The 24485-nt window shown below is 66.5% G+C and carries 20 protein-coding genes; 10 read left to right on the forward strand and 10 right to left on the reverse strand.

Features of this window, described 5'->3' with window-relative positions:
- Window positions 1-3: 3 nt before the first annotated feature.
- From rnpA to JOC24_RS06465, 8 genes are all read left to right on the forward strand, one after another.
- On the forward strand, window positions 4-375 hold the full coding sequence (gene rnpA / locus JOC24_RS06430) for a ribonuclease P protein component (protein WP_205019123.1): 372 nt from the start codon (window positions 4-6) through the stop codon (window positions 373-375).
- Window positions 372-731 carry a membrane protein insertion efficiency factor YidD gene (yidD, locus tag JOC24_RS06435; protein ID WP_099173275.1) on the forward strand — a complete coding sequence of 120 codons (360 nt, stop codon included), beginning with the start codon at window positions 372-374 and terminating at the stop codon, window positions 729-731. Before rnpA ends, yidD begins: the two co-directional genes overlap by 4 nt.
- Window positions 732-734: 3 nt before the next feature.
- On the forward strand, window positions 735-1991 hold the full coding sequence (gene yidC, locus JOC24_RS06440; RefSeq protein ID WP_205019124.1) for a membrane protein insertase YidC: 1257 nt from the start codon (window positions 735-737) through the stop codon (window positions 1989-1991).
- A gap of 14 nt (window positions 1992-2005) precedes the next feature.
- Complete coding sequence (locus tag JOC24_RS06445) at window positions 2006-2515, forward strand: Jag family protein (protein ID WP_205019125.1); 510 nt, start codon at window positions 2006-2008, stop codon at window positions 2513-2515.
- 99 nt (window positions 2516-2614) lie between these two features.
- Window positions 2615-3331, forward strand: coding sequence for a 16S rRNA (guanine(527)-N(7))-methyltransferase RsmG (rsmG, locus tag JOC24_RS06450; RefSeq protein WP_205019126.1), 717 nt, complete (start codon window positions 2615-2617; stop codon window positions 3329-3331).
- Between the two features lie 303 nt (window positions 3332-3634).
- Window positions 3635-4729 carry a ParA family protein gene (locus tag JOC24_RS06455; RefSeq protein WP_205019341.1) on the forward strand — a complete coding sequence of 365 codons (1095 nt, stop codon included), beginning with the start codon at window positions 3635-3637 and terminating at the stop codon, window positions 4727-4729.
- Window positions 4726-5826 carry a ParB/RepB/Spo0J family partition protein gene (locus JOC24_RS06460; protein ID WP_205019127.1) on the forward strand — a complete coding sequence of 367 codons (1101 nt, stop codon included), beginning with the start codon at window positions 4726-4728 and terminating at the stop codon, window positions 5824-5826. Before JOC24_RS06455 ends, JOC24_RS06460 begins: the two co-directional genes overlap by 4 nt.
- 306 nt (window positions 5827-6132) lie before the next feature.
- Window positions 6133-6750 carry a GNAT family N-acetyltransferase gene (locus tag JOC24_RS06465; RefSeq protein ID WP_205019128.1) on the forward strand — a complete coding sequence of 206 codons (618 nt, stop codon included), beginning with the start codon at window positions 6133-6135 and terminating at the stop codon, window positions 6748-6750.
- 94 nt (window positions 6751-6844) lie between these two features.
- On the opposite strand, the gene trxA is transcribed toward JOC24_RS06465, so the two are convergent.
- The 7 genes from trxA to JOC24_RS06500 all read right to left on the reverse strand — a co-directional run bounded on the left by trxA (window position 6845) and on the right by JOC24_RS06500 (window position 16312).
- Entirely contained in the window at window positions 6845-7180 is a 336-nt protein-coding gene (gene trxA, locus JOC24_RS06470; RefSeq protein WP_031090385.1) for a thioredoxin, read from the reverse strand.
- A gap of 43 nt (window positions 7181-7223) precedes the next feature.
- Window positions 7224-8195, reverse strand: coding sequence for a thioredoxin-disulfide reductase (gene trxB, locus JOC24_RS06475; protein WP_205019129.1), 972 nt, complete (start codon window positions 8193-8195; stop codon window positions 7224-7226).
- Window positions 8196-8321: 126 nt separating this feature from the next.
- Window positions 8322-9248, reverse strand: coding sequence for an anti-sigma factor family protein (locus tag JOC24_RS06480; RefSeq protein WP_205019130.1), 927 nt, complete (start codon window positions 9246-9248; stop codon window positions 8322-8324).
- Window positions 9245-9949, reverse strand: a complete 705-nt coding sequence (sigM, locus tag JOC24_RS06485) for an RNA polymerase sigma factor SigM (protein WP_239579800.1) — start codon at window positions 9947-9949, stop codon at window positions 9245-9247. Before sigM ends, JOC24_RS06480 begins: the two co-directional genes overlap by 4 nt.
- A gap of 25 nt (window positions 9950-9974) precedes the next feature.
- Window positions 9975-11672: a protein kinase family protein gene (locus JOC24_RS06490; protein ID WP_205019132.1), complete on the reverse strand. Its 1698-nt coding sequence runs from the start codon at window positions 11670-11672 to the stop codon at window positions 9975-9977.
- A 130-nt stretch (window positions 11673-11802) separates the two neighbouring features.
- Window positions 11803-13962 (reverse strand): murein biosynthesis integral membrane protein MurJ, encoded by a 2160-nt coding sequence (gene murJ / locus JOC24_RS06495; protein ID WP_205019133.1) that lies wholly within the window; start codon window positions 13960-13962, stop codon window positions 11803-11805.
- A gap of 49 nt (window positions 13963-14011) precedes the next feature.
- Entirely contained in the window at window positions 14012-16312 is a 2301-nt protein-coding gene (locus JOC24_RS06500; protein ID WP_205019342.1) for a DUF6049 family protein, read from the reverse strand.
- Between the two features lie 181 nt (window positions 16313-16493).
- On the opposite strand from JOC24_RS06500, the gene JOC24_RS06505 reads away from it, so the two are divergent.
- On the forward strand, window positions 16494-17999 hold the full coding sequence (locus JOC24_RS06505) for a CCA tRNA nucleotidyltransferase (RefSeq protein WP_307792646.1): 1506 nt from the start codon (window positions 16494-16496) through the stop codon (window positions 17997-17999).
- A gap of 68 nt (window positions 18000-18067) precedes the next feature.
- On the opposite strand, the gene JOC24_RS06510 is transcribed toward JOC24_RS06505, so the two are convergent.
- The 3 genes from JOC24_RS06510 to JOC24_RS06520 form a co-directional block, all read right to left on the reverse strand.
- The gene (locus tag JOC24_RS06510; protein WP_205019134.1) at window positions 18068-19357 is read right to left on the reverse strand and encodes an MFS transporter; all 1290 of its coding nucleotides are present in this window, start codon (window positions 19355-19357) and stop codon (window positions 18068-18070) included.
- Window positions 19358-19450: 93 nt separating this feature from the next.
- Window positions 19451-20533, reverse strand: coding sequence for an inositol-3-phosphate synthase (locus JOC24_RS06515; protein WP_205019135.1), 1083 nt, complete (start codon window positions 20531-20533; stop codon window positions 19451-19453).
- A gap of 62 nt (window positions 20534-20595) precedes the next feature.
- A complete protein-coding gene (locus tag JOC24_RS06520; RefSeq protein ID WP_205019136.1) occupies window positions 20596-21303 on the reverse strand; it encodes a PadR family transcriptional regulator in 708 nt (235 codons plus the stop codon).
- 389 nt (window positions 21304-21692) lie between these two features.
- Between JOC24_RS06520 and JOC24_RS06525 the strand changes: the two genes are divergently transcribed.
- The gene (locus JOC24_RS06525) at window positions 21693-24365 is read left to right on the forward strand and encodes a transglycosylase domain-containing protein (RefSeq protein ID WP_205019137.1); all 2673 of its coding nucleotides are present in this window, start codon (window positions 21693-21695) and stop codon (window positions 24363-24365) included.
- The last annotated feature ends 120 nt before the right edge of the window (window positions 24366-24485 follow it).

The raw sequence follows: 24485 nt of genomic DNA on the forward strand, positions 1-24485 counted from the left end.
GACGTGCTGCCTACCGAGAATCGGCTGAGGCGGCGCGAGGACTTCGCGGCCGCTGTACGCCGGGGACGCCGGGCCGGACGCCCGCTACTCGTCGTACATCTACGCAGCGGTGTTACGGACCCGCACGTGACAGGGGAGAGCACTCCCCCGCCACGTGCGGGTTTCGTTGTCAGCAAAGCAGTGGGTGGAGCGGTCGTTCGCACCTCGGTGAAGCGGAAGCTTCGCCATCTGGTCCGCGATCGGCTTGCTCAGCTGCCCCCCGGTAGCCTTGTTGTCGTACGAGCGCTGCCCGGATCGGGTGACGCCGACCATGCACAGCTGGCCCGAGACCTGGACGCCGCTCTTCAGCGGCTGCTGGGAGGGGGCGCGCGATGAAGTACCCGCTGCTGGCTCTCATCAAGCTGTATCAGTGGACGATCAGCCCGCTTCTCGGGCCTGTCTGCCGTTACTACCCGTCGTGTTCCCACTATGGATATACGGCGATCGACCGGCACGGTGCGATCAAGGGAACAGCGCTGACCGCATGGCGCATCCTGCGTTGCAATCCGTGGTCACCCGGCGGCGTGGACTACGTACCGCCACGCAAACGTCCGCGTTGGCACGAAATGCTGCGCAACTGTGTGCGTGGCGGCAAGGGCGGGGACTCCGCCGCCGATGTGCCTTCCGGGGGGTCGGTCTCCGAACCCCTGAGCCCGGCCACAGAGACCTCGCCCAAAGCTCAAGGAGCCTGATTAGTGGACACGATTGCCAGTCTGTTCAGCTTTATCACCACACCCGTTTCGTGGGTCATCGTCCAGTTCCACAAGCTGTACGGAGCGCTCTTCGGCGATGACACGGGGTGGGCCTGGGGCCTGTCCATCGTGTCCCTGGTGGTCCTGATCCGGATCTGCCTGATCCCGCTTTTCGTGAAGCAGATCAAGTCCACCCGGAACATGCAGGTGCTCCAGCCGAAGATGAAGGCGATCCAGGAGCGTTACAAGAACGACAAACAGCGTCAGTCCGAAGAGATGATGAAGCTGTACAAGGAGACGGGCACCAACCCGCTCTCCTCGTGCCTTCCCATCCTGGCGCAGTCCCCGTTCTTCTTTGCCCTGTACCACGTGCTCTCGGCCATCGCCTCGGGCAAGACGATCGGTGTCATCGACCAGCCTCTGCTGGACAGCGCCCGTCAGGCACACATCTTCGGTGCCCCGCTGGCCGCGAAGTTCATGGACAGCGAAGAGAAGGTCCAGGCGCTCGGCGCCTCGCTGACCGACGTCCGTGTCGTGACCGCGATCATGATCGTGATGATGTCCGCGTCGCAGTTCTTCACGCAGCGCCAGCTGATGACGAAGAACGTCGACCTGACGGTCAAGACCCCGTACATGCAGCAGCAGAAGATGCTGATGTACATCTTCCCGGTCATCTTCGCCGTCATGGGTATCAACTTCCCCGTCGGTGTCCTCGTGTACTGGCTGACCACGAACGTCTGGACCATGGGTCAGCAGATGTATGTGATCAACCAGAACCCGACGCCCGGCAGCAAGGCGCAGGACCAGTACCTCGGCCGTGTCCTGAAGAGCGTCACCTCGCACGGCGAGGTTCGTGGCAGGACGCGGCGCAACACCGTCAAGCGAATCGTTGCGAAGGGAACCGACCGCAACGACATCGAGCGCAAGTTCATCACCGGTCTGAGCAAGCTGGGTCTCGCCGCTCAGGAGGACGGGACCGTCGCGAAGAGCGAAGCCGCCGTCCTGGAGGCCGAGGGCGGTGCCGCGGCCAAGCGGCAGCAGCCCAAGCGCCAGACCAAGTCGAAGCGCCACACCGCTGCCACGCATCCCGGGACGTCGAAGGGTTCCGGCTCCACCGGCTCGGAATCCAAGACCTCGCTGGAGAAGCGGGACGATACGCCGAAGCCGGCGGACAAGCCCGCCGCATCCGGCTCCTCACGCCAAGCCAAGTCCGGACAGCGCAAGGGCCCGCAGCGGCCCAAGCACCCGTCCAAGAAGTAAGAAGGAGTCCATCCGTGACGGAAGGCACCACCACCACGGCCGCTGAGGGCAGCGACACTCTGACCCGCCTCGAGCAGGAGGGGGAGATCGCGGCTGACTACCTCGAAGGCCTGCTCGACATCGCCGACCTCGACGGCGACATCGACATGGACGTGGAGGCGGACCGGGCAGCGGTCTCGATCATCAGTGAGTCGGCGCGTGACCTGCAGAAGCTCGTGGGACGCGACGGTGAGGTGTTGGAGGCGCTCCAGGAACTGACGCGTCTGGCCGTCAACCGTGAGACCGGTGACCGCAGCCGTCTGATGCTGGACATCGGCGGTTTCCGAGCCAAGAAGCGTGAGGTTCTCGCGGCTCTCGGGGCCAAGGCCGCCGACGAGGTCAAGAGCTCCGGCGAACCGGTGAAGCTGGAGCCGATGACGCCGTTCGAGCGCAAGGTCGTGCATGACGCGATCGCGGCAGCGGGTCTGCGCAGTGAGTCCGAGGGCGAGGAGCCGCAGCGCTTCGTCGTCGTACTCCCGGCCTGACCGGATCCTTGTACTGTCGGCCCCGTCTGTTCGCAGGCGGGGCCGATCTTTGTCAGCCTGATAGTCAGCGTGCTAATGCGGTACGGAAGGACGGTCCCCGTGACGGAGGAAGCAGAGCTCCCTCAGGCGCCCCAGGAGGCCCAGGCGGTATTCGGTGAGTTCTTTCCGGAGGCTGTCAGGTATGCGGAGCTGCTTGCGGACGCGGGCGTCAAGCGTGGACTGATCGGTCCTCGCGAGGTGCCCCGCCTGTGGGAACGGCACCTGCTGAACTGTGCGGTGCTCTCCGAAGTGGTTCCCGAAGGCGTGACCGTGTGCGATGTGGGGTCGGGGGCGGGGCTTCCCGGTATTCCACTGGCGTTGGTACGGCCCGACCTGAAGATCACGTTGCTCGAGCCGCTGCTGCGGCGCACGAACTTTCTCCAGGAGGTCGTGGAACTGCTGGGACTGGATCATGTGACCGTCGTCCGCGGCCGGGCCGAAGAGGTGCTCGGGACACTTCAGCCCGTTCATGTGGTGACAGCCCGAGCAGTTGCCCCGCTGGACCGGCTCGCCGGATGGGGGGTCCCTCTGCTCCGTCCTTACGGCGAGATGCTCGCACTCAAGGGTGGCACCGCTGAGGAAGAGATCCAGGGAGCTCGTGCCGCCTTGAGCAAGCTCGGTGTGGTCGAAACCGAGGTGTTGCACGTCGGTGAGGGACTGGTCGATCCTGCGTCCACGGTGGTGCGTGTGGTGGTCGGGGAGAGTCCGGGCGGTGTGAGGTTCGCCGCAAAGCGGGCCAAGGCCGCCAGGGTCGGCCGGACGCGCAGGCGACGGTAGTCGTCAGCTGGGCGACAGCTCTGCCAGCCCTTCTGTCACACAAGGGCGCATTTGTGAGTTTCTATTCTGATGCTCCATGCATGCAGCCATATGCGCCGCCTGCGGAGTGTCGGGAGCACCCTGCTGGGCTGCGGAGGCATCGTGTTTCACGTGAAACGTCGCTCTCTGCTGCAGGGAATCATCGGCCGCGGTCGTGCGGCTGCCACGCCGCGCGACCGCAAGCCCGTGCGGGCTACGAAGTTGCCCACAGAACCGGATTCATCCACAGAACAGTCGGCCTCGCTGGTTCGCGACCCCGAAAGCATGGCAGGCTCTGTTCATTGCGAGCCTGAAGTCGAGGAGAGTGAATCCTTGCGGTCCGACGCCAACATCGCGGGACCGATGACCGATCCGGTCCCCGGTCCCCGTACCGAGTCCATGGGGGATGGTGTTTCACGTGAAACACCACCACCGATGGACGACACACCTATCGGTCGTGCCGCTCAGCTGGCGGTTGAAGCCCTCGGCCGCGCCGGCGAGGGGTTGCCGCGACCAGACCGGACACGCGTCATGGTCGTAGCCAACCAGAAGGGCGGCGTGGGCAAGACGACGTCGACGGTCAATCTCGCCGCGTCGCTCGCGCTGCATGGTGCACGCGTGCTGGTGGTGGACCTCGACCCGCAGGGGAACGCCTCCACTGCTCTGGGGATCGACCATCACGCAGAGGTCCCCTCGATCTACGACGTTCTGGTGGAGGGCATGCCGCTCTCCGAGGTAGTTCAGCCCGTCCCGGACGTCGAAGGTCTCTTCTGCGCGCCGGCGACCATCGATCTCGCCGGTGCGGAGATCGAGCTGGTTTCGCTGGTCGCGCGGGAGAGTCGGTTGCAGCGAGCCATCCAGGCGTATGACCAGCCGCTGGACTACATCCTCATCGACTGCCCGCCTTCGCTCGGCCTGCTGACGGTCAACGCGCTTGTGGCCGGGGCGGAGGTGCTCATCCCGATTCAGTGTGAGTACTACGCGCTGGAAGGCCTCGGTCAGCTGCTTCGCAACGTCGACCTGGTCCGGGGGCATCTGAACCCGGACCTTCACGTGTCGACGATCCTGCTCACCATGTACGACGGCAGGACCAGGCTCGCCTCGCAGGTCGCTGAGGAAGTGCGCACTCACTTCGGCAAGGAAGTGTTGCGGACCAGCATTCCGCGGTCTGTGCGCATCTCGGAGGCGCCGAGCTACGGGCAGACCGTCCTGACGTACGATCCGGGCTCCAGCGGTTCCCTTTCCTACCTCGAGGCTGCGCGTGAGATCGCGCTGAGAGGCGTAGGAGTGCACTACGAGGCCCAGCACGCTCCCTCGGGCGAGGTTGGCCGTCCGGGCGTTCAGAACAGCCAGCAGAGTCATTCGGAGGGCATGCAGTGAGCGAGCGTCGTAGAGGGCTGGGGCGTGGACTCGGAGCACTGATCCCCCCAGCTCCGCAGGAGAAGCAGGTCCCGAGCCCCGCGTCCGGGGCGGGTGCGGCGGGCACATCACCCGTAATGACCGCTGAGCGTGGGGTGGCCGCAGCGAAGTTGGCAGCGCTCCCCTCCGGCGCATTGGTCCCGGAGCCGAGTTCTCCGATGAGAGAACGGGAGCACATCGCCGAGGAGACCGATTCCGTAGGGGCGTACTTCGCTGAGATCCCCCTCGCGTCGATCACGCCCAACCCCCGGCAGCCTCGTGAGGTCTTCGATGAGGATGCTCTGGCAGAGCTGGTCACCTCCATCAAGGAGGTCGGTCTCCTCCAGCCCGTCGTCGTGCGCAAGGTCGCCGAGGACCGTTACGAGCTCATCATGGGTGAGCGCCGCTGGAGGGCATGCGGCGAAGCCGGTCTGGAGCGCATCCCGGCCATCGTCCGTGCGACGGATGACGAGAAGCTCCTTCTCGACGCGCTTCTGGAGAACCTTCACAGGGCGCAGCTGAATCCCTTGGAGGAGGCGGCGGCGTACGACCAGTTGCTGAAGGACTTCAAGTGCACCCACGATCAGCTCGCGGACCGGATCGGCCGGTCCCGCCCGCAGGTGTCGAACACCCTCCGTCTGCTGCGGCTCTCTCCGCCGGTCCAGCGACGGGTTGCGGCAGGAGTTCTCTCGGCCGGTCATGCGAGGGCCTTGTTGTCGGTGGACGACTCCGATGAACAGGACCGGCTGGCTCACCGCATCGTGGCCGAAGGGCTGTCGGTGCGTGCGGTCGAGGAGATCGTGAATCTGCTCGGATCCGAGCCCACGAGTTCCGCGAAGCCCAGGGGTCCCAGGGCCGGCGGCCGCGTCGCACCGGCTCTGACCGATCTCGCTTCGCGCCTTTCCGATCGATTCGAGACGCGGGTGAAGGTCGATCTCGGGCAGAAGAAGGGAAAGATCGTCGTCGAGTTCGCCTCGATGGAGGATCTGGACCGCATTCTCGGAAGCCTTGCTCCAGGTGAGGGACGCGTCCTGGAACGCAGTAGCGAAGAGGACCAGGCTGAGGGCGACGAAGCCTGAGCCGGCTGGACGACACAGGGCGGGACGAGTTACGGAGAACTTTCCGGAACTCGTCCCGCCCTTTGCTGTCTCTCGGTGTCCCCACCACCTCTGGGTGGATACGATGCGTTCTGGTATGGCGTATCCACCACCGTGATCCACCCCAGAGGAGGCGGCGGCCGTGCGATCAGTGAATCGCAGCCACCTGGTGTCAGTCGGGTTGGGGCTTGGTGCTGTCGGCGGGTTCGTCGGCAGCCTGTTCCGAGAACGGAGTGCGCTGGCAGCCGCGCGTGATGCGGCGGGCGAAGGAAGTGAGGAACCGCCTACATGGGGCGAAGGCTCGTACCGCTCACACTGGACAACCTTCCGGATCTCCCCAGGCGCTGCCGATCGTGTGTCTTCTGGGAACTTGATCCGGTCAGCGGGCAAGCTGCAGTAAAGGCCGGTCGGCCCGAACTCGAGAAAGAGTCCTGGATTTCCGCGGTGCTGTTGGAGTGGGGCTCCTGCGGTCGGGTCGTCTATGTGGATGATGTCGCGGTCGGTTTCGTTCTCTACGCGCCGCCTGCGTACGTGCCCCGTTCCACGGCGTTTCCGACCAGTCCCATATCCCCTGATGCCGTGCAGCTGATGACCGCGCTGATCGTGCCGGGGTTTCAAGGACAAGGGCTGGGCCGCGTGATGGTGCAGACAGTGGCCAAGGACTTGCTGCGACGCGGCTTCAAAGCGATCGAGGCCTTCGGCGATGCGCGATGGAAGGAGCCGGCCTGTGTGCTGCCGGCCGACCATCTCCTCGCAGTCGGCTTCAAGACGGTGCGTCCACATCCCGCGCATCCACGGCTGAGGCTCGAGCTGCGTACGACGCTCTCCTGGAAGGAGGACGTCGAACTGGCACTGGACAGGCTGCTGGGCGCCGTGCAGAAGGAACCGGTGCTGCGGCCTCTCTGACTGACCACGGCGCCCTGCTTCGTGGGAGCACGAAGAGAAACGGGCCTACCCCGTGGGGTAGGCCCGTTTCCGTTTCACGTGAAACACTCAGCGGCTACTTCTGGACGATGAAGCCCTCGAGGTCGCGGAGGATCGCGGCCTTCGGCTTGGCACCGACGATGGTCTTGGCGACCTCGCCACCCTGGTAGACGTTGAGCGTGGGGATCGACATCACGCCGTACTTTGCCGCAGTGGCCGGGTTCTCGTCGATGTTGAGCTTGACGATCTCGATGTCGTCGCCGTACTCGGCCGCGATGGCCTCCAGCGAAGGCGCGATCTGGCGGCAAGGACCGCACCAGGCAGCCCAGAAGTCCACCAGTACGGGCTTCGTGTTCTTCAGGACGTCCTCATCGAAGGAGTCGTCGGTCACGTTCTTCAGGGCGCCGGCCACGGCGGCCTCCTTAACTTCGCGGGGGTGTGGGTTGGGGAAGTAGTCAGACTGCCGGGGTCTTCTCCGGCTCGGGGAGCTGCTCGTCGGAGAGCGCTGCCAGGAATCGCTCTGCGTCGAGAGCTGCTGAGCAACCGGTCCCGGCGGCTGTGATGGCCTGACGATAGGTGTGGTCGACGACGTCGCCTGCGCCGAAGACACCCTTCAGGTTGGTGCGCGTCGAGGGCGCTTCGACCTTGAGGTAGCCCTCGTCGTCCAGGTCGAGCTGGCCCTTGAAGAGCTCTGTACGGGGGTCGTGGCCGACAGCGATGAAGAGGCCCGTGACGGCGAGCTCCGAGGTCTCGCCCGTCTTGGTGTTGCGCAGGGTGAGGCTGGAGAGCTTCTGATCCCCGTGGACTGTGGCCACCTCGCTGTCCCACGCGAACTTGATCTTCGGGTCGGCGAAGGCGCGATCCTGCATGGCCTTCGAGGCCCGGAGGGAGTCGCGGCGGTGGACGATGGTGACGGACTTGGCGAACCGGGAGAGGAAGGTCGCCTCTTCCATGGCTGTGTCGCCACCGCCGATCACGGCGATGTCCTGGTCCTTGAAGAAGAAGCCGTCGCAGGTGGCACACCAGGAGACACCCCGCCCTGAGAGGGCGTCCTCGTTCGGCAGGCCGAGCTTGCGGTGCTGGGATCCTGTGGTGACGATGACGGACTTGGCACGGTGTACCGTCCCTGCGGTGTCCGTCACGGTCTTGACGTCTCCGGAGAGGTCCACCGACACCACGTCGTCCGGGATGAGCTCCGCGCCGAAGCGCTCCGCCTGGGCGCGCATGTTGTCCATGAGCTCCGGGCCCATGATTCCGTCCTGGAAGCCCGGGAAGTTCTCCACGTCGGTGGTGTTCATCAGCGCACCCCCAGCGGTGACCGCTCCCTCGAACACCAGCGGCTTCAGCGACGCGCGAGCGGTGTACAGGGCGGCGGTGTAACCAGCCGGCCCGGAGCCGATGATGATCACATTACGGACGTCGCTCACGGGTTCTTCCTCGTCTCTGCGGACTGCCTACTGCCTACTGGGGTCGGTTCCACGACTCTCACCCCACCCAACGGATCCTACGGGGCATGCATTCCCGCGATGCCGGGCCGGCTTCCGTCGGGGTGCTCAGGAGCGTGTGTAGGAGTGTGAGCGCAGCAACTGCCCTTTTGTCTTCGGCGTGGAATCGACACATGAGGCGTCGACAACATAGGCCTGGACGAGGCTGGAGTCGGTTGCATGGGGCAGGACGACGAGGAAAGCGGCTACCCCTTCGTAATTGCCCTTTTCCATGGCCAGGGCAGGTACGTTCCGGCCGATGCCCTGCTCGATGCACGGCGGAACTTCCACGGCCTGTGCACGCAGAGGGGTGTGGGGGGACGCGTCCCTGGGGGACACGTCTCCCGGGGACGACTTGGTGTTCATGGACGGCTTGTCCGGTTCATAGTCCGGAGTGGCGGAAGCCGACGTCTCGCTGAGAAGCGAATGGACACGGCCTTCGAGCGTGCCTTCCGAAAAGTTCCCTCCGCTCTTCTCCGCGGCGCTGACCCCCCGGTCTGCCGTCGAGCCGGCCGAGTCCTGGGACGGTTGAAGAGACTGGAGCAGGAAGACGCTCATGCCCACGGCCGCGGCCCCGAATGCGGTGCCAAGGATCACTGTGCGCCGCCGACGCCGTGAGGTACTCCGGCCGGGGCCGGTGGCGCCGCGAGGACGACCGGCGGGCCGGGGCACGGGCGTGCCCTCGGACTGCGGGTCATGTGTTTCACGTGAAACACGGATGTCGGCGTCCGGCTTCCTGGCTGCAGACGCTGCCTCCGAAGCCAGCGCCGCGTCGATCCGGGCGCTGACGTCCTCAGGCATGTGCTCACTGCGGGGAAGGACCGTCCCCAGAAGCGAGCGGATCTCTTCGAGGGAGGCATGGATGGCACCGCAGTCCGCACAGGTGTCGATGTGCTGGCGGAGTGCCGCCTCGCGGGACGGCGGAAGGAGACCTTCGGTGAGGTCGGAGATCTCCGACACGTCCGGGTGCTGAGCTGCGTCAGCTGTGGATGTCATGCCAACCCACCTCCACCCTTCACAGCAGCAGGGTCGGCGTCGCCTGCGTTTCTTGGTCCTGACGCAGGTGGGACGGATGGCCCCTGTGTCCGGTTCCCTTGCATGGAGTCGTCCTTACCGGCCCCCCTGTTGCTGCGCAGATGGCTCACCAAGGGGAGGAGCCTGGCTCTTCCCCTCGCACAACGGCTCTTCACGGTCCCGGTCGGAACATCGAGGATGCGCGCGGCCTCCGCGACGGGAAAAGCCTGCATATCCACGAGGACGAGGGCGGCGCGTTGTTCGGCGGGCAGGGTGGCCAGTGCCGCCAGGAGCTCGCGTTGCAGGTCCTGCCGCACAGCGGGCGCCTCGGCGGATTCATGAGGCTCCATGAGCTGATCGAGCCGCTCGGTGTCGTCGACCGGCGTGGCCTTACGCGAAGCCGCCTTGCGAGCACGGTCCAGGCAGGCGTTCACCGTGATCCTGTGCAGCCACGTGGTGACGGCGGACTGGCCACGGAAGGTGTGGGCAGCGCGGAACGCGGATACCAGGGCGTCCTGCACCGCGTCGGCGGCCTCCTCGCGGTCACCCAGCGTGCGAAGAGCCACCGCCCAGAGGCGGCCACGGTGCCGCCGTACGAGCTCACCGAAGGCATCCGGGACGCCGGCGACGTGTTGTGCCAGGAGATCCTGATCGCTTGTGTCGGCGAAACTGGCGTCGTCCAACAGTGAGCCCCCTCCCCTGATGCCGTCAGCTGGTGACCTTGATGTCCGAGATCTTTCCTCGGTAGTTCCCGCCATCACTCAACGGCAACTTGGTCAGCCAGACCAGAAGGTATCGCGCCTTCACCTGCTTGTCGGGTTTGAGGGACACGTTTGTTCCGGATCCTTGCGCAACCTTGGTGAAGCCGTCGGGCATCTGGGGAACGGACGAGTCTTTGGTGGTCCTCAGCTCGACGGAGGTGCTACCGCCCAGGAAGGACACATCGACCGTGCCCACCTGCTGAACCTCGCCGAGGTCGAGAACGACCCCGACACCCTTCTTGAGCCCGCCGAATTCGGCGCTGTAGTAGCCGTCGGTGCTCCAGTAGGAGTTCTTGTCCCCGTCGTAGACGTTCTTTATCGTGGCAGGCTTCTCGGACCCGTCAGCCAATGGATCGTAGTCCTGGGCTCCCACGACAGTCAGGGGCTTGCTGGGTGCGACGGCATTCTTGTCGTCGCCGTCGTCGTCGGTGGTCTGCATGGGGGTCGGCTCTCCGGAGTCGCTGCTCCGGTCGAGCACCGTTTCCGCCAGTTGCCAGCTGCCGAGGCCCAGAGCCGCGATGAGCAGCGCGGAGACGGCCCACTTGAGTGCCTTGCCGGTACGGCTCTGCAAAGGAGGCGGAGGAACCGCGATGACAGGTTGAGCGGCGGACGACGGACGCGCCGACGGGCGTCCGTAGGTGCCCTGCTGGTAGGTCGTGCGCTGATACTCGGGCGGTGCCGTGAAGGTCGGCTCCGGGGGCAGGATGCGCGGCATGGCCGCCACGGCCTTCGCAAGCTCATCAGGGGTGGTGCACGGCTGTTCCTGTCGCGAGGCGGTGGCGCCGTCGTTGGCGAGCGCACGCATGGCGAGTTCGGACAGGCCCCGGTGGACGCCGGCCCTCACCTGGTCCGGAGGGATCAGACCGAGGTCCTTGGGGAGCCCTGAAAGCCCGTACGCGTCGCTCTCGTAGGGCCAGCGCCGGGTCAGTGCTGCATAGAGGAGCGCGCCGATGGCCTCGGTGTCCGTACGCAGCGGCTGGTCGGCGGTGATGCCGCGCAGCGCGGCGTTCACCGCGAGCCCGCGAATCCGGTACTGCCCCGTTGAGCTGCGCAGTACGGCGCCGGGGGTGAGACGCAGGTGCGCGAGCCCTTCGCGATGGGCAGCGGCCATGGCCTGGGAGATCTGGCTCACGAGCTGGTACGCGTCGTGGGCGTCCATGGGACCGGCTGCCAGCAGCGCCGTGAGTTCGGTGGCGTCGGGGAGCCATTCATGGACGACGTAGACGAGGTTGCCCTCCTCCACAGCGTCCAGGACCTGAACGAAACGGGGGTCACCGAGGAGCGCGGAGGAGCGGGCCGCGGCCAGCACCGAGCGAGCGCGCGGATGGTCGGCGGGCAGAAGATGAACCCCCACCGCGCGGCGCAGCTTCTCGTCCACGGCACGCCAGCTGCTGAATCCGTCCAGCCGAGTGACGCACTCCTCGAGGCGGTAGCGTCTGGCCAGCTTGTGGCCGCTGTGCAGATCGGGCGACGCCGGCGCGGCGGCCGAGCCGTCCCGCCCGCTCGCCGTGTCCGTCGAGTTCGCGCCCTCTGCGTCCTGGGTTTCTGCCGTCCCGTCGGTCGAGGCCGCGTCCGCCTTGGCGGTCAGCGGCTCGTCGCCGCTGTTGTCGGCCACGTCGACAGCAGCCGTGCTACGTTCCGCCACCGTCGTTCCTGCCTCCCCATCCGTTGCGCGATGCCAGCCAGCTCTGCACAGTCATGCCAATTGTGCCCACACTCCGACGCTATGCACGACACGCGGTGTCCAGCGATGGTTGTGCGGCACGGAGCGTGTCTCAGCGTCCGAGCCGTCCCCGGACCATGCCGACCATGCCGTTGAGCTCTTCGATGCGCATTTTCTTCGCCGCGACGAAGAAGATGCCGATCAGGACGACGCTGCCACAGACCAGTGCGACAACGGAGCCGCCGGCGCCGTCACCGAGGGCCTCGAGGAGGGCGAAGCCCACGCCGCCGCCGACCACGGCCGCCGGGACAGCGGCCAGACAGAGACGGGCGTAGGTGCGCACCACGCGGGCGCCGTCGAGGTCCCCGCCGAGCCGGTTGCTCAGTCGTCGCCAGGCGATCCCGACGCCGACCGCGTACGCCAGCCCGTAGGAGGCCGCCATCCCCACGACTGCCCACTGGGCCGGAAGAATCACGTAGCAGAAAGCGGAGGCCGCGGCGTTGACGGCCGCGACGATGACCGTGTTGTAGAAGGGGGTGCGGGTGTCCTCGTACGCGTAGAAGCCACGCAGCACGACGTACTGCACGGAGTACGGGATGAGGCCGAGGCCGAACGCCATGAGGATGAAGCCCATGGATCGTGCCGCCTCGGTGCCGCTGGAGGCGTAGAGCAGAGTGCACATCGGCAGGCCGAGCGCGAGGAAGGTGAACGCGACCGGCACGATGGCCACGGCCGAGTTGCGCAGACCTTGCGAGATGTCGTCGCGGACGGCCCCGGGGTCGTTGTCATGCGCGGCGCGAGAGATGCGAGGCAGCAGGGCTGCCATGACGGAGACGGTGATGATGGCCTGGGGCATGCCCCAGATCAGCTGGGCGTTGGAGTAGGCGAGGAAGCCCGAGCCGTTCTTGTCCGCCAGCTTGCCCGCGGAGGTCGCCAGCTGGGTCACCACCAGCACGCCCGCCTGGTTGGCCAGGACGAACAGGACCGTCCACTTGGCGAGCTTTATGGTCTTCCCGAGCCCGTGGCCCTTCCAGTCGAAGCGTGGACGGAAGCGGAATCCTGCCTCGCGGAGGTAGGGGATCATGGCCAGGGCCTGGACCACCAGACCGAGCAGCGTGCCGATGCCCAGGAGCCGCACCCCTTCCGCCGGGATCGTCTCGACACCCATCCGGGATTCGGCCGAGGTGCCGTAGACCCAGATGAACAGTCCGAAGGTGAAGATCATGACGATGTTGTTGAGGACCGGGGTCCACATCATCGCGCCGAACTTCTCGCGGGCGTTGAGGATCTGGCCCATCACCACGTGGACGCCCATGAAGAAGATGGTCGGCAGGCAGTAGCGGGCGAAGGTGACAGCGACGCTGTTGGCTGCCGGTTCGTTCGCGATGGGCAGGGACATCATGCGGATGAGTAGCGGTGCGGCGAAGACGGCCACAGCGACGATCAGACCGAGTACGACCATGACGAGCGTCAGCAGACGGTTGGCGTACGCCTCCCCGCCGTCCTCGTCGTCCTTCATGGACCGGACGAGCTGCGGAACGAAGACCGAGTTCAGCCCGCCGCCCACGGTGAGGATGTAGATCATCGTCGGCAGGGTGTACGCGATGGTGAAGCTGTCACCCAGCATCGCCGCACCCAGTGCCGCGGTGATCACGAGGCTGCGGACGAATCCGGTGAGCCTCGACACCAGGGTGCCCGCCGCCATCAGTGCGCTGGACTTCAGTATCCCGGAGGCACGGCCGCCGGACTTCGGTGGCACGGGTGCCGGAGCCGCTTCGGGCTCGGCCGGAGGCCCGGGAGGCCGACCCGAGCCTTCCTGGTCGCGGAAGAGGTGAGCGAAGGCGTCCTGTTCCCCACGGTCGCCGGAGGCCTGCGTGACCAGGTCGTCCACTCCCACGTACTGAGTGGTCGCGGCGTTGTCGCCGTATGGAAGGTGCCGGGAGGGGCCTGAGGGCTCTGGTGGCGGTGTCTGGGCCCACAAGCGGGGGTCCGGGGCGTGCTGGGCCGCGGGAGGCTGCTGGTAGAGGGCCTGCGGCTCCTGATAGGTGCCGGGAGGAGGCGGCGGATGTGAGGCGCGGTCGTACAGCGCCTCGGCCACCGGATCCTGCGCGGCCAGGTCCTGGGCGCGGTACGGATCGTGGTCGTACGCGTGCTGCAGGTAGGGGTCGGGTGCCTCCCCGTCCTGGCCGGCGCCTGGTGGCTCAGGCTGACCACCGGACGATCCAGCTCCGCCCGCGCCTTGGCCGCGGTCACCGTCGTACGGCGCGTTCATCGAAACCCCACCTCATTGTCCCCGGCCGACAGGCCCCGACAGACATCGCTCAACGGTCCACTTTCTCACCCGGGCCCGATGGGTCCCCGCTTTCCGGACCGGTGTCCGGCGTCGGGTCACTCGGCTGCTCGGGTTCACCGCCGTCGCTTCCCGCCGCGCCTCCCGCAACCGCGCGCTTGCGGTGGGTGTACATCCTGATGCCCGCGAGGACGAGCAGCAGCAGTCCGCCGGCGATCACCAGGAGCACCGTCGGTGTGACTTCCGAGACCTTCACGGTGAAGGTCATCTCTTCGCCGTACGGCGCGCCGTCCGCGGTGAACAGCCGCGCCTTGACCTGGGCCTGTCCGTTGGCGTTGGCCGAGGCGTCGAATTTCACCGACTGGCTGTGCCCGCCGGCGATCTCGACAGGCAGTTCGGCCACCGATCCGCCGTCGTTGAGTTTGAGCCGCGTGGCATTGCCCGACGTCAGGCGGAGGACGAGGTGATCCACACCCTGGACCAGCTTGTTCTGCACGGTCACGGGGATCGTGGCGCTGCGTCCGGAGAGGGTCAAGTCCGACTTCGCGATCAGCTGGACCTCGTTGGTGAGACCCCGTAGGTAGGTGCGGACAGCATCACGGTACCGCTGGGCCTCCAGCGGCTTGCCGCGCCATGACGTCGACACGGAGCGGTTGATCGCGTTCCCGAAGGGGGTCACCACCCGGTCGGGCTGCGTGAGGATGACCTGGAAGCTGTTGAGTGATTCCTGTGTCGTCCTGATGTCCTGGAACGCCTGTGTGGGCAGCTCCTGGCTCCGCAGCTTCTTCGGGTACCGGGAGGCCCCGGGCACCTCGGTGGTGGCCTGGGCGTCGGGCTTCTGCTCAGCTGCCGCGGTCAGGCCGAGGGGCTGCGTCCAGCGCTCCGCGTTGAGTGCCTGCAGAGCGCGCGCCATGGTCTGTGCCTGCGCGGCGGTGGGCATCCGCTGCGGGGCGACGACGATGCTGCGCTCGGTGTCGGGGGCCTGCTCCGTCACCGCCAGCGTCTGGGCCAGAAATCTCTGTACGGCGAGTGTCGACGCACCGGCCGAGGCCATGTCGCCGGTGAACGCGGTGGAGAGCCGGTAGTCGGAGACGACGGCGGTGGTGCCACCACCGATCGGCCGGGCCGAGGTCGGTGTGTAGGGCAGCCCGCCGGACTCCTCGAGGCTGTCGCTGCGGGCGATCACCTTGTGCGCGCCCGCTGAGGTGGCGACGTCGACGACCGAGGGATCGATCGCACCGTCCACCGGCCAGGCGAAGTCGGTGGACGGCTTCACGTGAAGGATGGTCTCCACGGTCAGGCCTGCGACCTCGGTCGCTGTCTGCAGATGGCTGAGGGCTCCCGAGACGTTCTTTCCGCGGTGGGCGATGGACGCCAGATCGGGGTCGGCGAACGGCAGTGCCACCACCTTCCCGTCCTCCGCGGCCGCTTGCAGGTCCGCGAGCCACTTCTTGGCGATGCTCTGATTCGTCCCCGCGACTGTGGTGTCACCGGATTTGACGCGGTAGTTCTTCGTCATCGCATCGACGGAGGCCAGCAGATCGGGGTCGACCACCCACGTCACGGGTAGCTGGCGCCCCAGTGAGACCAGCTGTTCCAGACGGCCGCCCGGCGCGAGTTCGAGGGCAAGATCGTCATTGGCGAACACGGGGGTCTGTTGTTCGTCGGAGCCCGTCTCTGCGGTGATGTGAGCCGACGCGATCAGCGGCCAGAGGAACGTGAGCTTCGTCTTGCTCTCGGTGTCCTCCTGCTGCCACGGCAGGAAGGTCCGCTGGATGCCGAGCACCTGGTCGTAGGCGTAGTCGCTGGTCCGGCCCGTGAGGGACACTCCGAGCTGGTACACGCCCTCGGCGTCCAGGTCCAGCTTGTCCACCGGCACGGCGAGGGTGAAGTCCTGGCTGACTCCGGAGGCGAGCTTCGGGACCTTCAGGGCGTACTCGCCGCCGAGCTTGAGGGGGTCGCTGCCGGGCAGGTACCCGGTGCGCTTGGCGGCCTCGTCGACGGCTCCCCTGCCGGACAGCCTCGGTCCGACGCGCAGGTCGACCTCGGCGTCCGTGACCGTCTGCTTCCCCTTGTTGGTCAAGGTGCCCGAGACCGTGAGTGTGTCGCCTTCCACAGGCGCGCTGGGAGCCAGGGTGTCCAGGGACACGTCGACGGTGCGCGAGCCGGTCGGAGCCTTCGTCGCGGCCTCTGCGGCCCCGGCAGAGGCCGCCACGGGCCCGGCCAGGAGGCCGGCGATCAGCGGTGCCCCGACGATCAAGGAGGCTGTGCGCCGGAGCCACCGGCGGGCAGGGGAGGGATTCATCCCCTGAAAGTCTGCCGCCTCGGCCACGCGTATCCGTCCCTCGTCGTCGTCAGGCTGGTGCCGGCCCTGCCGGTCTCTGCTTCCCCGCATGGTAACGATGTGCCCGACACCTGAGTGCCGGGGACCTTGCCACATGATCGGGAGAGTCTCGCAGGGCCGCAGGAAGCGATGACGCCCGGGCCGGTCCAGGCACGTACCCTTTTCTGTTGTGCCGAACGCCAACGAAGACAGCCCCCGTGCACTGAGCCAGGTGCAGCACCGCGCAGTCAGCGAACTGCTGCGGGTGTCCCCCGTCGCCGATGACCTCGCCGTCCGATTCCAGGAAGCCGGATTCGGCCTCGCTCTCGTCGGCGGATCGGTCCGCGATGCGTTGCTCGGCAGGCTCGGGAACGACCTCGACTTCACGACCGACGCCCGCCCGGAGGACGTACTCAAGATCGTCCGCCCATGGGCCGACTCGGTCTGGGAGGTCGGAATCGCGTTCGGCACCGTGGGCTCGCAGAAGGACGGATACCAGATCGAGGTCACGACGTACCGGTCGGAGGCGTACGACAGGACCTCACGCAAACCCGAGGTCTCCTACGGAGACTCGATCGAGGAAGACCTCGTACGCCGAGACTTCACTGTGAACGCCATGGCCGTCGCTCTGCCGCAGAAAGAGTTCATCGACCCGCACGGCGGCCTCGATGACCTTGCCCAGCGTGTGCTGCGCACTCCGGGCACGCCCGAGGCGTCGTTCTCCGACGATCCGCTGCGCATGCTGCGCGCGGCCCGCTTCGCCGCGCAGTTGGACTTCGAGGTGGCCCCGGATGTCGTGAAGGCAATGACGGACATGGCAGGGCGTATCGAGATCGTCTCGGCCGAGCGGGTCAGGGAAGAACTCAACAAGCTGCTGCTCTCCGGTCACCCCCGTAAGGGGCTGGGGCTGCTCGTGGACACGGGCCTCGCCGACCAGGTGCTCCCCGAGCTCCCTGCACTACGCCTGGAAAGTGACGAGCATCACCGTCACAAGGACGTCTATGAGCACTCTCTGACCGTCCTCGAGCAGGCCATCGACCTGGAGGAGGGCGGGCCGGACCTCGTGCTGCGTCTCGCGGCCCTGCTCCACGACATCGGGAAGCCGAGGACGCGGCGCTTCGAGAAGGACGGCCGGGTCTCGTTCCACCACCACGAGGTGGTGGGAGCCAAGATGGTCAAGAAGCGGATGGTCGAGCTCAAGTACTCCAATGACATGGTCAAGGACGTCTCGAAGCTGGTGGAGCTGCATCTGCGCTTCCACGGATACGGCGACGGGGAGTGGACGGACTCCGCGGTGCGCAGGTACGTACGGGACGCGGGGCCTCTGCTCGACCGCCTGCACAAGTTGACCCGCTCCGATTGCACGACGCGGAACAAGCGCAAGGCGAACGCCCTGTCCCGAACCTACGACGGTCTTGAAGAGCGCATCGGGCAACTGCAGGAGCAGGAGGAGCTGGAAGCGATCCGCCCCGACCTGGACGGCAACGAGATCATGCGGATCCTGGACGTAGGGCCCGGTCCTGTGATCGGCAAGGCCTACTCGTTCCTGCTGGAGCTGCGGCTGGAGAACGGCCCGCTGGAGCACGATGCCGCTGTCGCGGCCCTCAAGGAATGGTGGGTGGCACAGGGTGACGCCGACTGCGGCCGAACCGCTCTCGAAGCTTGCGGAACTCGTCATGTTTCACGTGAAACATGACGGACAAGCGGGTGCCGACCAGGAGTGGCACCGAGGGAGCGACGTTGTTTCACGTGAAACAACGTCGCTCATCCCTTGGTGCGGGCCTGTCGCGTGGCGATACTCGCGCGTCGCCGGTGAAGCATGAGAACCGAGACGGTGGCGTAGAGCACGGCGACGGTGAGCACCACGACGACAGACCGGCCGTCAGGGGGAAGCGCGAGGACGGACATTGCTGCGGCTGCGACGAAGGCGACGTTGAACAGCACGTCATAGATCGAGAAGACACGTCCGCGGTAGGCGTCGTCCACCGAAGTCTGCACCTCGGTATCCGTCGCGATCTTCGCCCCCTGGGTCACGAGACCGAGGATGAAGGCTGCGGCCAGCATCGGGGCAAGAGCGAACGGTAGTCCCAACGCCGGTTCCAGGAGGGCGGCTGCCCCGGCGCAGCCGGCCAGCCAGCCGTACCGCCCGTAGCGTCCGACGGCCCACGGGGACATCAGGGCCGCCACGAAGTAGCCGGCGGCGGATGCGCCCAGCGCGAGGCCGAGGAGGGTCAGACCGTCCGACTCGTCGTCGGACCAGGCGTAACGGCACAGCATCAGCACCATCACGGTCAGCGCTCCGTAGCAGAAGCGGAGGACCGTCATGGCGGCCAGCGCGTATGCGGCGTCTTTCCGTTCGGCCAGATGGCGCAAACCGGCGACGAGTCCTCGTGCGGTCGCGTTGAGCGCCTCCCGCAAGGGCACATGGTCCAGGTTCCTGTCCGGTCCGAGCAGCGTGCGGGGGAAGGCCAGGGAGACCACTGCCGAGAGGAGGTAGAGGGCCGCCCCCAGCAGGACCACGATGGCGTCGGATCCGTCCGTCAGGAGCCGGATGGCCAGCGCGAGGCCCCCGCCCGCGGTGGCGGCCAGGGTGCCGGCTGTCGGGGAGAGGGAGTTGGCAAGGACGAGCCGTTCGGTGTCGACGACGCGAGGCAGGGCTGCGGAAAGTCCAGCCAGTACGAAGCGGTTGACGGCGGTGACGCAGAGGGCGGAGGCATAGAACAGCCAGTCCGGAACGGGGCTCAGAAGCAGCAGAGCCGTGCAGCAGGCCAGCGTCGCACGCAACAGGTTGCCGTACAGGAAGACCTGGCGGCGGGGCCAGCGGTCGAGCAGAACTCCGGCGAACGGGCCGATCAGCGAGTACGGGAGCAGCAGCACGGCCATGGCGGAGGCGATGGCGGCCGGCGTTGCCTGGTTCTCCGGTGAGAAGACGACATAGGTGGCGAGCGCTACCTGGTAGACGCCGTCGGCCGACTGGGAGAGAAGCCGTACAGCGAGCAGGCGACGGAAGTTCCGAAGGCGCAGGAGTACGCCCAGATCACGCACGACAGGCATGTGTGCAAGGGTCACACAGGTGGGGGGTCCCCGGGCGCATTGCCCGGGGACCCCCCACATGAAGAAGCACCACTGAGTCAGTGAACGGCTGGGTCAGCGCTCGACGTCGCCGTTGATGAACTTCTCGACGTTCTCGCGGGCCTCGTCGTCGAAGTACTGGACCGGCGGGGACTTCATGAAGTACGAGGAGGCCGAGAGGATCGGGCCGCCGATACCGCGGTCCTTGGCGATCTTCGCGGCGCGCACGGCGTCGATGATGACCCCGGCGGAGTTGGGGGAGTCCCAGACCTCGAGCTTGTACTCCAGGTTCAGCGGAACGTCACCGAATGCGCGGCCCTCAAGGCGGACGTACGCCCACTTGCGGTCGTCCAGCCAGGCAACGTAGTCCGACGGGCCGATGTGGACGTTGTCCGCACCGAGCTCGCGGTCGCGGATCTGCGAGGTGACGGCCTGCGTCTTCGAGATCTTCTTGGACTCCAGGCGCTCACGCTCGAGCATGTTCTTGAAGTCCATGTTCCCGCCGACGTTCAGCTGCATCGTGCGGTCCAGGATGACACCCCGGTCCTCGAAGAGCTTCGCCATCACGCGGTGCGTGATGGTGGCGCCGACCTGGGACTTGATGTCGTCGCCGACGATCGGGACCCCGGCTTCGGTGAACTTGTCGGCCCACTCCTTGGTGCCGGCGATGAACACGGGAAGGGCGTTGACGAACGCGACCTTGGCGTCGATGGCGCACTGCGCGTAGAACTTCGCAGCCACCTCGGACCCGACGGGCAGGTAGCAGACCAGGACGTCGACCTGCTTGTCCTTGAGGGTCTGGACGATGTCGACGGGGGCGTCGACGGACTCCTCGATGGTCTCGCGGTAGTACTTGCCCAGGCCGTCGTGGGTGTGCCCGCGCTGAACGGTCACGCCGGTGTTCGGCACGTCGGCGAGCTTGATGGTGTTGTTCTCGCTGGCGCCGATGGCGTCCGCGAGGTCGAGGCCGACCTTCTTCGCGTCGACGTCGAAGGCGGCGACGAACTCGACGTCACTCACGTGGTAGTCGCCGAACTGGACGTGCATCAGACCGGGCACCTTGCCGGCCGGATCGGCGTCCTTGTAGTACTCGACGCCCTGCACCAGTGAGGCGGCGCAGTTGCCCACGCCGACGATGGCTACGCGAACCGAACCCATGCCGATTGCTCCCTGTGTGTTCTTGGTGTTCCCCGATGACGCCTTGCGGATCTGCGGGGATGTCACTTGGTGTCGTCGGACGGATCCGGCCGGGTGTCGTCCCGGTGCCGGGGCAGGCCGCCCGTCTCTCCTGATGTGTCCGTGTCGTACTGAGAGGAGCTCTCGGGTGAGGATCGTCGCCGATCCCGTCCCGACCGCTCGCTCTCGATGAGCTCGTTCAGCCACCGAACTTCGCGCTCCACGGACTCCATGCCGTGTCGCTGCAGCTCGAGCGTGTAGTCGTCGAGCCGTTCGCGCGTGCGGGCGAGGGAGGCGCGCATCTTCTCGAGGCGCTCCTCCAGCCTGCTGCGGCGTCCTTCGAGTACGCGCATCCGCACCTCGCGCTCGGTCTGCCCGAAGAAGGCGAAACGAGCCGCGAAGTGCTCGTCCTCCCAGGAGTCCGGACCGGTGTGCGAGAGCAGCTCCTCGAAGTGCTCCTTACCTTCTGCCGTCAACCGGTAGACGATCTTGGCGCGGCGTCCGGCCAGCGAGGAAGAGGCAGCGACCCCACGGCCCGTGGCCGGTGGTGCAACCGGAATGCTTCCCGGCTCCTCGATCAACCAGCCGTTGGCGACCAGCGTCTTGAGGCAGGGGTAGAGGGTTCCGTAGCTGAAGGCGCGGAAGATTCCCAGCGAGGTGTTGAGGCGCTTGCGCAGCTCGTACCCGTGCATGGGGGACTCGCGGAGCAAGCCGAGTACGGCGAATTCGAGGATGCCGGAGCGTCTGCTCACCTTCGCCTCCTCTTGAGCTCGATGCTGCCTCCGCGGGCCTTGAGACCCACCTTATGTCGTGCTGATGTATCGACTCGATACATCAGCACGATAGATCGACTCGCAATGTTCGACAAGGGGGTGTTTCGTGAGCGGCGTCACATCCCCGATTCATAGGGAGCGACTTGCGTAATTTGGGGTGAAGTTCGGTCCACAGAGGTTTTTGACCGTGCGTAGTCTGTGCGGCATGCAGACCACCGGGAACCGTGAGGCGCCACCGCGCGTCAGTTATCGCGGACTGCCGGATGCACTGTGGGTGAGCCTCCCGCAGGGCTCGGCCGTAATTCGGGGGGACCGGATCTCAACTGCCGCTTCCAGGCGCTCTCGCCTGCCCGAGGAGTAGTCGTTCGATGAGCGAGCACCGTCGCAAAGCGCCGCAACCTCAAGGTGGCGGGCGCGCAGCGGCCAGACGAGCCGCACAGCCTGCTGGACGCCGCACCGATGCGTCACGCAGAGCAACGTCAGATTCATCGTCAGTGATGCACGATGAGGAACCGTCGTACGGCGGCCGTGCCGAGGCCCGTCGTGCCGCCCAGCGCGGCGGCAGACGGCGGGGAGGTGGCGACAACAGTGGCCACGAGGGCCGGAGCCCCGAGGGCTCCGGCAAGAAGCGCTTCATCGACTACCCGCGGACCGGTAAGTACGGCTTCCGCCGGTGGGTTCCGTCGTGGAGGCTGGTCTCCGGTCTGTGCCTGGGATTCCTGGGGCTCATGATGGGGGCGGCCGGCATCGCGTACGCGTTGGTGGTGCCGCCCGAGGTCAACAAGCTGGCCAAGGCACAGAACAACGTCTACTACTGGGCCGACGATACGCAGATGGTCGCCACGGGTGGGTCCGTCAACCGCCAGGAGATCGAGTACGCCCAGATCCCCGAAGCGATGCGGAACGCCGTCATCTCGGCGGAGAACAAGTCGTTCGACACCGACAGGGGCATCGACCCCATGGGTATCGCCCGCGCCTTCTACAACATGGCCAAGGGCGGCGACACCCAGGGCGGTTCGACGATCACCCAGCAGTACGTCAAGAACTCCATGCTCTCTCAGGAGCAGACGCTGAGCCGCAAGGTCAAGGAACTCTTCATCACCCTCAAAGTCGGCGAGACGGTGAAGAAGAAGGACGTCATGGCGGGCTACCTCAACGTCTCCTACTACGGCCGGGGTGCCTCCGGACTCCAGGCGGCGGCACGTGCGTACTACGACAAGGACGCCACCGAACTGGACGAGAGCGAGTGCGCCTTCCTGGCGACCCTGCTCAAGGGCGCGAGCTACTACGACCCCGCGGGTGCCCCCGATGTGGATCAGGTGAAGGCCTCGGCCAAGGAGAACACCAGGCGGGCCAAGGCGCGCTGGAAGTGGATTCTCGACGAGGAGGTCAAGGACGGCCGGCTGAGCGCGGACAAGCGCGCGACGTTCGACGAGTTCCCCATGCCGATTCAGCCGAAGAAGGACGCCAAGCTGGGCGGTCAGACCGGATACCTGGTCGACCTCGCCACGAAGTACTTCCTCGCGCACAACGACCAGGGCGTCACCGAGAAGGAACTGGCCCGGGGCGGCTACGAGATCCACACGACCTTCAAGAAGAAGCAGGTCGACCAGCTCGAGAAGTCGATCAAGAAGGTGTACGCCGCCAAGATCGACCCCGACAAGCGTCCCGACAAGGACACGCACGTGGAGTTCGGCGGTGCGTCGGTGGACACCGCGACGGGTGCCATCGTCGCCACGTACGGCGGCCAGGACGCGACGGAGCACTACACCAACAACGCCGACGCGACCGGTGCGCAGGTCGGTTCGACGTTCAAGCCCTTCGTGCTGGCAGCTGCGATGCAGTACGGGAAACGGGATCCTGAGGGCGGCCCCGATCAGGGCGAGTCGGAGCGCAAACTCGTTTCGCCGAAGAGCATCTACAACGGTGACAACGAGCTGAGGATCAACCAGTACAACGGCAAGGTCTGGCTCAACGACGACGGCAACGAGTGGCTCCAGACCAACGACGGCGACAAGAGCTACGGAGACATCAACCTCCGGTACGCCATGCAGGAGTCCGCCAACTCCCCCTACGTCCAGCTCGGGATGGATGTCGGCACCGACAAGGTGAAGCAGGCAGCCGTCGACGCCGGGTTGCGCGACGACAGCTACATGGCGAACTCGAACGTCCCCTCGTTCTCCATCGGTACGTCCTCGCCGAGCGCCATCCGGATGGCCGGTTCCTACGCCACCTTCGCCACCAGTGGAAAGCAGCGGGAGCCCTTCTCGGTCACCGAGGTCAAGCACCAGGGCAGTGTCATCTATCAGCACGATACGGTGACCAAACCGGCGTTTCCGAGCATCATCGCGGACAACGTGACCGACGTGCTGAAGAACGTCGTCGAGAACGGAACGGGCACGCCCGCCCAGCTCCCCGGACGCGATGTGGCCGGCAAGACGGGCACCACGGACGGCAACAAGTCGGCCTGGTTCGTCGGCTACACCCCGCAGCTGTCGACGGCCGTCAGCATGTTCCGGATGGACGACGACGAGACGAACAAGGACCGCGAGTTCCTCGAGATGTACGGCACGGGCGGCGAGAAATCCATCCACGGTGCCTCGTTCCCCGCGCAGATCTGGCACGACTACATGGCGGAAGCGGTCAAGGGCACGAAGGTCGTGAGGTTCCCGAAGGCGGAGCCGTACGGTGAAGCGCTCTTCGGCGGCGGCGCGGTCAGCCCCAGCCCGACGCCGAGCCCGACACCGTCGCCGTCCGAGAGCAGCGAGGAGCCCCCGACGCCGACTCCCACTCCGTCGTCCCCGTCTCCCACGCCGAGTGAGACCTGTGCGCCGCTCGACTGGGAGTGCAAGAACAACGGGAACGGTGGGACCACCAACGGCAACTCCAACGGTGGGACCACGGACGGGGCCACCGACGGGGGGACGGACGCGGGAACCACGGACGGCGGGACGGATACCGGAACGACCGACGGAACGACCGACGGGACGACCACCGGCGAGGAGAACGGCCGCGGCGGGATCTTCGGCGGCGGCGGATAGCACTCGTTCGGGGGCGCGGTGATACCGGCGCGCCCCCCCGGGGACCCCGTCAGGGGGACCGCCGGAGCGCGTATGAGGGCCGTCGACACCTTCCGGGTGTCGACGGCCCTTCGTGTGTCC

Source organism: Streptomyces sp. HB132 (genome assembly GCF_016909575.1).
Taxonomy (GTDB): domain Bacteria; phylum Actinomycetota; class Actinomycetes; order Streptomycetales; family Streptomycetaceae; genus Streptomyces.

Coding starts and splice junctions, on each gene's coding strand:
- yidD (WP_099173275.1), top strand. CDS start 372: ATGAAGTACCCGCTGCTGGCTCTCATCAAGCTGTATCAGTGGACGATC.
- JOC24_RS06455 (WP_205019341.1), top strand. CDS start 3,635: ATGGCAGGCTCTGTTCATTGCGAGCCTGAAGTCGAGGAGAGTGAATCC.
- JOC24_RS06465 (WP_205019128.1), top strand. CDS start 6,133: ATGGGGCGAAGGCTCGTACCGCTCACACTGGACAACCTTCCGGATCTC.
- JOC24_RS06480 (WP_205019130.1), bottom strand. CDS start 9,248: ATGACATCCACAGCTGACGCAGCTCAGCACCCGGACGTGTCGGAGATC.
- murJ (WP_205019133.1), bottom strand. CDS start 13,962: ATGAACGCGCCGTACGACGGTGACCGCGGCCAAGGCGCGGGCGGAGCT.
- JOC24_RS06510 (WP_205019134.1), bottom strand. CDS start 19,357: ATGCCTGTCGTGCGTGATCTGGGCGTACTCCTGCGCCTTCGGAACTTC.
- JOC24_RS06515 (WP_205019135.1), bottom strand. CDS start 20,533: ATGGGTTCGGTTCGCGTAGCCATCGTCGGCGTGGGCAACTGCGCCGCC.
- JOC24_RS06525 (WP_205019137.1), top strand. CDS start 21,693: ATGAGCGAGCACCGTCGCAAAGCGCCGCAACCTCAAGGTGGCGGGCGC.